The sequence below is a fragment of the Herbiconiux sp. genome, from assembly GCF_023264895.1.
Taxonomy (GTDB): domain Bacteria; phylum Actinomycetota; class Actinomycetes; order Actinomycetales; family Microbacteriaceae; genus Herbiconiux.
In genome coordinates, this window is sequence record NZ_JAHFUY010000136.1 from 1 (window position 1) to 8,081 (window position 8,081).

General features: G+C 71.8%; 7 protein-coding genes and 1 pseudogene. 6 read left to right on the top strand and 2 right to left on the bottom strand.

Annotated features, from left to right (window positions below; all coding sequences use genetic code 11):
* The coding region (locus Q0D57_RS18520) for a hypothetical protein (protein WP_291046832.1) at positions 1–478 on the bottom strand (478 nt) is incomplete at its 3' end.
* Positions 479–481: 3 nt separating this feature from the next.
* Positions 482–1,858 (bottom strand): hypothetical protein, encoded by a 1,377-nt coding sequence (locus Q0D57_RS18525; protein ID WP_291046833.1) that lies wholly within the window; start codon positions 1,856–1,858, stop codon positions 482–484.
* 120 nt (positions 1,859–1,978) lie between these two features.
* Here Q0D57_RS18525 and mtrA point away from each other — a divergent pair, with 120 nt between their 5' ends.
* The 6 genes and pseudogenes from mtrA to Q0D57_RS18555 all read left to right on the top strand — a co-directional run.
* Entirely contained in the window at positions 1,979–2,656 is a 678-nt protein-coding gene (mtrA, locus tag Q0D57_RS18530; protein ID WP_291046835.1) for an MtrAB system response regulator MtrA, read from the top strand.
* 7 nt (positions 2,657–2,663) lie between these two features.
* Complete coding sequence (gene mtrB / locus Q0D57_RS18535) at positions 2,664–4,403, top strand: MtrAB system histidine kinase MtrB (RefSeq protein ID WP_366518645.1); 1,740 nt, start codon at positions 2,664–2,666, stop codon at positions 4,401–4,403.
* A complete protein-coding gene (locus Q0D57_RS18540) occupies positions 4,396–6,078 on the top strand; it encodes an LpqB family beta-propeller domain-containing protein (protein ID WP_291046836.1) in 1,683 nt (560 codons plus the stop codon). The genes mtrB and Q0D57_RS18540 overlap by 8 nt, the downstream gene beginning before the upstream one ends.
* Before the next feature lie 63 nt (positions 6,079–6,141).
* On the top strand, positions 6,142–6,855 hold the full coding sequence (locus Q0D57_RS18545; RefSeq protein ID WP_291046837.1) for a phosphoribosyltransferase family protein: 714 nt from the start codon (positions 6,142–6,144) through the stop codon (positions 6,853–6,855).
* Between the two features lie 128 nt (positions 6,856–6,983).
* Positions 6,984–7,682 (top strand): ribosome-associated translation inhibitor RaiA, encoded by a 699-nt coding sequence (gene raiA / locus Q0D57_RS18550; protein ID WP_291046847.1) that lies wholly within the window; start codon positions 6,984–6,986, stop codon positions 7,680–7,682.
* Positions 7,683–7,820: 138 nt separating this feature from the next.
* Positions 7,821–8,081: pseudogene (locus tag Q0D57_RS18555) on the top strand (hypothetical protein); the annotation flags it as partial.

The window sequence follows — 8,081 nt, forward strand, 5'->3', positions numbered from 1 at the left end:
CGCCTGCGCGCAGCGCGAAGTCTCGGGCGGTGGTGCGGGGCGCCGTGAGCACGACGGTGCGCTCTGCGAGCTGACGGGCGAGAGCGCGGAACGCCTCCTCGACCGCCACCGTGAAGTCGCCCTGGGCGGCGGCGCGGGCGGCCGAGGCCCGCAGCTCGGCGGCCGATCGCGCGTCGTCGGCGCCGAAGAGCGCTCCCGGCTTGACCTGGCTGCGCCGATTCAGCCGCGGCCGGCCGAACACGAGGAACGCGACCACGATGAGCGCCACGACGACGAGCACCACGATGAGCGGCACGAGCCCCGAGAGCCCGGCGCCGTCGGGCACCCGCAGGGAGTCCAGCCAGTCGCCGATGCTCTCGGCGATGCGGTCGAACCAGCTCGGGCGCGCGGCCTGGTAGGGCGGCTTCGAGAGCTCGCCGAGGAGCCAGTCCCGAGCGGTCTCGGCGTCCGGCTCCACGGGCACGTCACGGATGAGCACGGGTCAGCCGGCGCGCCGGGGCAGGTAGGGGTCGGGCCAGGACTCGTCGCCGTCCTGACGCGACTCGACGAAACGGGTGAGCTCGATGTCGAGGCCCTCGGTGCGCATCCGCAGGTCGAGGTAGACCACCGCCACGGTGGCCGCCTGCACCACGGAGGCCAGCGCCGAGATGATGATGGTGAAGGCGATGAAGATGAAGTAGAGCACGATGATCGCCACGATGCCCGTGCCCGAGTTGTTGGGGTCGATGAGCGCCGCGACGATCGAGATGAGGAACGAGAACGGCGTCGACAGCAGCTGCGAGGCGAAATTCAGGATGAGCGAGACGAGGGCGATCACCCCGAAGGTGCGCCAGAAGTGCCCGCGGGTGAGCGACCAGGATCGGCGCATGGCCGCGGCGACGCCGAGCCGCTCGAGCACGATGGCGCTCGGCACGAGCGCGAGCTTGGTGCCGAGCCAGACACCGGCGGCAGTGGTGGCGAGGGCGACCAGCACGATGCCGATGACGGCCACGGCGATGCCCGCAGGGCCGGTGACGGTGGCGATCACGATGAGGCCCACGACGATGCCGAGCACGATCACGACGGCCAGCGCGATGAGCGCGAACCAACCGGTGAGCGGCAGGATGTGCCGGAACGCCGCCTTCCAGAGCTCGCCGAGCCTCCGCTTCTCGCCGAGCGTGGCGCGGGCCACCTCGAGCACGAGCACCGCCTGGAGGAGGGCGGAGGCGAAGAGCGAGAGCGCGAGCGGCACGAGCACCGAGACCAGGATGATGGCGACGTTGCCCGCCTCGATGGCGTCGAGGTCGCTGCCGGCCGCGGAGGCGGCGCGGGCGCCCGCCCAGACGGCGGCGGCCCCGACGAACACCACCGTGGCCACCACCACGAGCAGCTGCACGATGAGGCCGCTGCCGAAGGTGGCCTTGGGGTTCCGGCGCACGACCTGGAAGGGGGCCGCGAGCAGCGTGCCGAAGCCGAGCGGTCGCAGCGGGATGAGCCCGGGCTTGGGCGGGGGCGCCCAGCCGGTGGGGGCGGGCTGCGCGTAGCCCTGCTGCGCCCAGGCGGGGGTGCCCGTGGGAGGAGGGCCGTACGGGTCGAACGCGGGCTGGCCGTACTGCGGAGGCGGGTTCTGCCCGTACTGGGGCGGAAGCGGCGGCGGCGGCGCGTACTGCCCGTATTGCGGCGGAGGGGGCGGCGCGTACTGCCCGTACTGGGGCTGGGGTGGCGATGGCGGCGGCGGGTACTGCCCGTAGGCCGGGGCCGCGGCCGGCTGCTCAGCCGGCGGTGGCGGCGGGGCGTACTCCCCGTACCGGGGCTTCTCGAGTCGCGGCGGGGGCGGGTTCTCGGCCCCCGGCGCGGCCCACGTGTCGTTCTCGCTCATCGCTGTTCCTCTAACCCCCAGCGCCGGTGTCGACCGACCACGTCCTGGCTCTCCATGCTTTCACACTCGCCCCGAGTTTTCTCGGCATCCGTCGAGAAGTGCTCGGCTACGCTGATCGCCATGGACCCTCGCATTCTCGTTGTCGACGACGACACGGCCCTTGCGGAGATGATCGGCATCGTGCTGCGCGCCGAGGGCTTCGACCCGGTGTTCTGCGCCGACGGGGCCGAGGCGCTCGCCGCCTTCCGCGACGCCAAGCCCGACCTGGTGCTCCTCGACCTCATGCTCCCGGGTCTCGACGGCATCGAGGTCTGCGGCCTCATCCGTGCCGAGTCCGGAACGCCCATCATCATGCTCACGGCCCGCACCGACACCTCCGACGTGGTGAAGGGCCTCGAGTCCGGCGCCGACGACTACGTCGTGAAGCCGTTCAACCCCAAGGAGCTCGTCGCGCGCATCCGCACGCGCCTTCGCCCCACCCCCGAGTCGACGCCCGATCTGCTGCAGATCGGAGACCTCACGCTCGACGTGGCGGGCCACGAGGTCAAGCGCGGTGCCGAGCGGGTCAACCTCACGCCGCTCGAGTTCGACCTGCTGCTCGCCCTCGCCTCGAAGCCGCAGCAGGTCTTCACCCGCGAGATGCTGCTCGAGCAGGTCTGGGGCTACCACTACAAGGCCGACACCCGCCTGGTGAACGTGCACGTGCAGCGGCTCCGCGCGAAGGTCGAAGAAGACCCCGACAACCCGAAGATCGTGATGACCGTGCGCGGCGTGGGCTACCGCGCCGGAGCATCCTGAGCCCGTCGTGAGCGAGCGCTCCGGCGCACGCGCCGTTCCGCCGAGGACGAGCCGCCTGGGCCCGGCCCTCGTGCAGGGCGCCAGGGGGTGGCGCGGCTGGCCGAGGCGCGTGGTGGGGGTGTGGCGGCGCTCGCTGCAGTTCCGCACGATCGTGATCACGGTCGTGCTGTCGACCCTCGCCATGGCCGTCACGGGCACCTACATGTCGATCTCGATCGGCAACGACCTGTTCCAGTCGCGCCTGAACCAGGTGCTCGTCGAGTCGAAGAACGCGGCCACCGCGGCCCAGACCATCTTCGACTCGGCGGATGCCTCGGGCGAGGCCTCCACGCTCTCCCTTCTCTCCTCGGCCAAGTCGGCCATCATCGCCTCCTCGTCGAGCCGCCTGATCGCGCTCTACGCGACGCCGGGCCGCACCTCGAGCTCCACCACCGTGCTCTCGTTCGCAAGCCCGGAGCTCGCCCGCACGGGCGTCATCAGCCCCGAGCTCCGCACGGCGGTGGCCGACACCCCGGAGGGCGCGCAGCAGCACTGGCAGTCGGTGCCGCTCGACGACCAGCGGGGCGGCACGGATCCCGGCATCATCGTGGGCTCGCCCCTCACCATCCCCGGTGCCGGCGACTTCGAGCTCTACATCGGCTACAACCTGGCCGAGGCGGAGCAGACGCTGCTGTTCGTGCAGCAGACCCTGTGGCTCGGCGGCCTCGCGCTCATCATCCTGATCGGTCTCGTGGCGTGGCTGATCGTGCGCCTGGTGGTGGAGCCCATCCGGGTGGCGGCCGAGACGAGCGAGAAGCTCGCGGCCGGTCAGCTCGAGGTGCGCATCCCGGAGCGCGGCGACGACGTGATCAGCACGCTCGCCCGCTCGTTCAACGGGATGGCCGACAGCATGCAGTCGCAGATCACCCAGCTGGCCGACCTGTCGCAGGTGCAGCAGCGGTTCGTCTCCGATGTGTCGCACGAGCTGCGCACCCCGCTCACCACCATCCGGCTCGCGGGCGACGTGCTCTACGACCAGCGCGAGTCGTTCCCGCCCGCGACCGGCCGCACCGCCGAGCTCCTGCACACCCAGACCGAGCGCTTCGAGGTGCTGCTGTCCGACCTCCTCGAGATCAGTCGCTTCGACGCCGGATCCGCGTCGCTCGACACCGAGCCCACCAACCTCGTGCGGCTCGCGGAGGACGCGGTGGAGGGCATGGAGTCGCTCGCCGAGCAGGCCGGCTCGCCGTTGCGGCTCGTAGCCCCCGGCGGGTACTTCGAGGCGGAGGTCGACGGCCGCCGCATCCGCCGGATCGTGCGGAACCTCCTCGGCAACGCCATCGAGCACGGCGAGGGCAAGCCCATCGTGGTGAGCGTCGACAGCGACGAGCGCTCGGTGGCGCTCTCGGTGCGCGACTACGGCAGCGGCATGAGCGAGGAGGAGGCCGAGCGCGTGTTCGACCGCTTCTGGCGAGCCGATCCCTCACGGAAGCGCACGATCGGCGGCACGGGCCTCGGCCTCGCCATCTCGCTCGAGGACGCGACCCTGCACGGGGGAGCACTCGAGGTGTGGTCGCGGCCGGGCGCGGGGAGCTGCTTCCGGCTCACACTGCCGCGCATCCAGGGCCGCATGATCGGCGAGCCCCCGCTGCCGCTCGAGCCCGCCGACGCCTTCGGCGAGGTCCCCGCGGTCGCCGAGCTGAGACCGCCCACGCCGGTCGCCTCCTCGACCGGATCCACGCCCGCCCAGGGAGGCGACGATGACTGAGCGCGCTCGCCGAACCGCCGCCGCCGTGCTGGCGACCCTCCTCCTCGTCGTGCTGGCGGCCTGCAGCAGCATCCCGCGCGCGGGCCAGGTCGAGACCGGCGACGCCATCGGCACCGATGACGACATCGACGTGATCTTCCTGGCCGCCGACCCCACGGCCGGAGCCACCCAGCAGGAGATCCTGAACGGCTTCATCCTGGCCGCCAAGAGCCCGCAGGACGACTACGCGATCGCCCGCCGCTACCTCACCGACGACGCGGCGGATGCCTGGCGGCCGAACGAGGGCACGACGGTCGACTCCGGCCCTCGGCCGGCGACATCGCTCAACGACACGACGCTGCAGATCAGCGTCTCCGAGGTCGCCAGGGTCGACGGCAACGGCTCCTACACCGAGACCGGGCCCGGTGCCCCGACGGCCCTGCAGTTCGGCTTCACACAGGTCGACGGCGAGTGGCGCATCAACGACCTCGCCGACGGCATCGTGATCGAGGAGCTCTTCTTCGACCAGGTGTTCACGGCCCACGCCCTCTACTTCTACGACCCCACGTTCACCTATCTCGTGCCCGATCTCCGCTGGTTCCCCACCTCGACCGCGGTCGGCACCCGGGTCGTGCGGGCGCTGCTCGTCGGTCCCTCGGCCTGGCTCGGCGACGGCGCGGTCGTCACGGCGTTCCCGGACGGGACCATCACCCCGGCGGTGGTCACCACGGGCGGACAGACGCAGGTCGAGCTCTCGAGCAACGTGCTGCAGGCCGACGCCGTCGACCTCCAGCGCATGCAGCGCCAGCTCTCGGCGAGCCTCAGCGACCTGGCCTCGGCCTCCAACATCGCGATCTCGGTCGATCAGAACATCGTGCCGATCCCGGCGACCCCTGCGCTCGCGCCCGAGCCCTCCACCCGTGTCGACTCGCGCCCGCTCGTGGTGCGCGACGGCGCGTTCGGCTACCTCGCGGGGGGCGGCGTGGCTGCGGTCGAGGGCATCAGTGCGGGCGTGGAGTCGTTGCAGCCGGTCTCGGCGGCGTACTCCGAGACCGCCGGCCTCGCGGCCGTGGGAGCAGCGGCGGGCGGCGTGTACGCGGTGCGGGCGGGCGAGGCGCCGGTGGTGCTCGACCAGCGGCCGGCGCTCATCGCGCCTGCCGTCGATCCCTTCGGCTACGTCTGGTCGGTGCCCTCCGGCAGTCCCACCGAGCTCTCGGCCTTCGGGGCCGAGGGCGCCGTGCCGGCCGTTCCCACCAACTGGGACGGCGCCACCTCGATCACGAGCTTCGAGATCTCCCGGGACGGCACGCGCGCTCTCGCGTTCCTCTCGGTCGACGGGGTGCCCAAGCTCGTCGTCGCCGCCGTCATCCGCAACCAGGACGGTGTGCCGCAGCAGCTGGGCCGGCCCGTGGAGCTGCGCACGACCCCGGGCACGCCTGTGGGCGCGACCTGGGTCGACCAGCTCTCGGTCGCCTCGGTCACCGGGCTCGCGTCGGGCGAGGCCCGTGCGACCACGCAGACGCTCGGCGGCCGCAGCACCTCGCTCGGCTCGCCCACGGGTGCCGTGGCGATCGCGGGCGGCAACGACCTCGACGGCCTGCGGGTGCTCTCGGCGGAGGGCGGTCTGCTGCAGCAGCGGGGGAGCGCGTGGCAGACCCAGGCGGGCGGCATCTCCCGCCTGGCTGTGCAGAACTGATCGTTCTCCACCGGGTCGTCGGCAGCCGCCCCGCAGGGCGCCCGCCCCCGCGATGATGAGCGGATGCGCGACCGGGCCTGGTGGTGGAGGGGCTGGCTCGCGGAGGCGGCCGGCGTGCTCGTGCCCGCGTCCTGCGCCGGGTGCGGAGCCGACGCCTCCGAGGTGCGCCTCCGAGGTGGAGTGTGCTCCTCCTGCCGCCCGCACCTCGAGCCGCTCCCGGTCGAGGCGGACGACCGCAGCCTCGGCTTCACCGTCCAGGCCGCGCTCGAGTACCGGGGCGTGGTGGCCGCGGTGCTCGGGGCGGTGAAGGAGCGGGGGAGGACGGATGCGCTCGCGGCGCTCGCGCCGGCGCTGGCGGCATCCGTGGACCTGGCCCTGGCCCTGGCCCGCCTGCCGCCGGGCCCGGGCGTCCTCCTCGTTCCCGTGCCCTCCTCTCCGCAAGCTGTGCGCCGCCGCGGATTCCGGCCCGTCGATGACCTGCTCCGCCGAGCGGGGCATCCGGTCTCCCGCTCCTCGCGACTCGTGCTGGCGCGCTCCGTGCGCGACCAGGCCGGGCTCTCCTCATCCGAACGTGTTGCCAACCTGCACGGCGCACTCCGCGCCCGCGGCCCCTTCGAGGGCCGGCCCGTCCTCCTCATCGACGACGTCGTGACCACCGGCGCCACGCTCGCCGAGGCCGCCAGGGCCGTGACGGCGGCGGGCGGCGAGGTCGTGGGGGCAGCCTGCCTGGCACACACGCCGCGGCGACACACCGGTGGATCGACGACGCACAGGTGAACGCAAGTCGATCGGCAGGTGATTAAGCGGTGACACTCCGGGGTGCCCGTACTAACGTGAACCCCACAAGGCGCGAACGGTCCCGTCTTCGACGAACCGGCGCCATCCACAACGGCTAGGAGGTCTCCATGGACGTCAACATCACTGGTAGAAACCTAGGGATCACGGATCGATTTCGCGAGTACGCGACCGAGAAGGCCGACAAGGTGGCCCATCTCGCCGACAAGGCGCAGGTGCTCGAGATCAAGGTGAGCCGTCACAACTCCGCGGCGGGTGTGCAGAGCGGAGACGACCGGGTGGAGCTCACGCTCATCGGCCCCGGTCCCCTCGTGCGGGCCGAGAGCGCGGCGAGCGACAAGTACGCCGCCTTCGACCTCGCCATCGCGAAGCTCATGCAGCGCGTTCGCCGGGCCAAGGACCGCAAGAAGGTGCACCGCGGCCAGCACCGCCCCGTGTCGCTGCACGAGGCGAGCACCGGCGGGTTCGCCGCGATCGACGTGCAGCCGGCCGATGTCGACCTGCTGCTGAACGGCGGCACCGCGGCCGCTCCGGCCGCCGAGGAGGCCCCGGAGACCGAGGAGGAGGTGTACAGCCCCGTCGTCATCCGCAAGAAGGTGTTCGGCGCCACGCCCATGACGGTCGACGACGCGCTCTACCACATGGAGCTCGTGGGCCACGACTTCTACATCTTCATCGACTCCGAGTCGTCGCGGCCGAGCGTCGTCTACCGGCGGAAGGGCTGGGACTACGGCGTCATCGCCCTCGACGAGAACGCCGACCCGTTCGTCGAGCTCGAGAACGAGACCGTGGGGGTGACAGTCCGCTAGCGCCGGCACCTCACCGAGGCCACGGAGACTCTCCCCGAGCGCTCAGCTGCTGCGCCCCCGGCGCTCAGACTGGAGCAACTAGTATGTCTTAGGCTTGCGCGCACAGCGCAGCGACGACTTGCAAGTGGGAGAAACTCCGTGGCCTCAGTTCTTGAAAAGGTTCTTCGCGTCGGCGAGGGTCGCACCCTTCGCAAGCTCCAGAACTATGCGAAGGCGATCAACGCCCTGGAGGAGGACTTCCAGGGCCTGACCGACGAGGAGCTCAAAGACGAGACCCCCCGGCTGCGCGAGCGCCACGCCAACGGCGAGAGCCTCGACCACCTGCTGCCCGAGGCCTTCGCGGCCGTCCGCGAGGCGTCACGGCGCACGCTCGGTCTCCGCCACTTCGACGTGCAGCTG

Excerpts from the sequence above, each read along its gene's own strand:
- Q0D57_RS18525 (WP_291046833.1), bottom strand. The coding sequence starts at position 1,858 with ATGAGCGAGAACGACACGTGGGCCGCGCCGGGGGCCGAGAACCCGCCC.
- mtrA (WP_291046835.1), top strand. The coding sequence starts at position 1,979 with ATGGACCCTCGCATTCTCGTTGTCGACGACGACACGGCCCTTGCGGAG.
- Q0D57_RS18540 (WP_291046836.1), top strand. The coding sequence starts at position 4,396 with ATGACTGAGCGCGCTCGCCGAACCGCCGCCGCCGTGCTGGCGACCCTC.
- Q0D57_RS18545 (WP_291046837.1), top strand. The coding sequence starts at position 6,142 with ATGCGCGACCGGGCCTGGTGGTGGAGGGGCTGGCTCGCGGAGGCGGCC.
- raiA (WP_291046847.1), top strand. The coding sequence starts at position 6,984 with ATGGACGTCAACATCACTGGTAGAAACCTAGGGATCACGGATCGATTT.